Source organism: Neobacillus sp. Soil_C_43, from assembly GCF_057656715.1.
Genome location: NZ_JBDGJV010000041.1, coordinates 1 through 895, shown reverse-complemented (window position 1 = coordinate 895; position 895 = coordinate 1). Strand labels below are relative to the sequence as shown.

Genomic DNA, 895 nt, shown 5'->3' with positions numbered 1-895 from the left:
AGGTTAAGTTAGAAAGGGCGCACGGTGAATGCCTTGGCACTAGGAGCCGATGAAGGACGGGACTAACACCGATATGCTTCGGGGAGCTGTAAGTAAGCTTTGATCCGGAGATTTCCGAATGGGGGAACCCACTGTTCGTAATGGAACAGTATCTTTACCTGAATACATAGGGTATTGAAGGCATACCCGGGGAACTGAAACATCTAAGTACCCGGAGGAAGAGAAAGCAAACGCGATTCCCTGAGTAGCGGCGAGCGAAACGGGACATAGCCCAAACCAAGAGGCTTGCCTCTTGGGGTTGTAGGACACTCAACATGGAGTTACAAAGGAACGGGGTAGATGAAGCGGCCTGGAAAGGCCCGTCAGAGAAGGTAAAAACCCTGTAGTCGAAACTTCGTTCCCTCCTGAGTGGATCCTGAGTACGGCCGGACACGAGAAATCCGGTCGGAAGCAGGGAGGACCATCTCCCAAGGCTAAATACTCCCTAGTGACCGATAGTGAACCAGTACCGTGAGGGAAAGGTGAAAAGCACCCCGGAAGGGGAGTGAAATAGTTCCTGAAACCGTGTGCCTACAAGTAGTTAGAGCCCGTTAATGGGTGATAGCGTGCCTTTTGTAGAATGAACCGGCGAGTTACGATCCCATGCAAGGTTAAGTTGAAGAGACGGAGCCGCAGCGAAAGCGAGTCTGAATAGGGCGATTGAGTATGTGGTCGTAGACCCGAAACCAGGTGATCTACCCATGTCCAGGGTGAAGTCCAGGTAACACTGGATGGAGGCCCGAACCCACGCACGTTGAAAAGTGCGGGGATGAGGTGTGGGTAGCGGAGAAATTCCAATCGAACTTGGAGATAGCTGGTTCTCTCCGAAATAGCTTTAGGGCTAGCCTCACGTAGT

The 895-nt window shown here is 52.0% G+C and carries 1 rRNA gene; it reads left to right on the top strand.

Going from position 1 to position 895, the window contains the following annotated elements:
• Position 1 precedes the first annotated feature (1 nt).
• Positions 2 to 895 (top strand): 23S ribosomal RNA (locus AC3A54_RS25480); the annotation flags it as partial.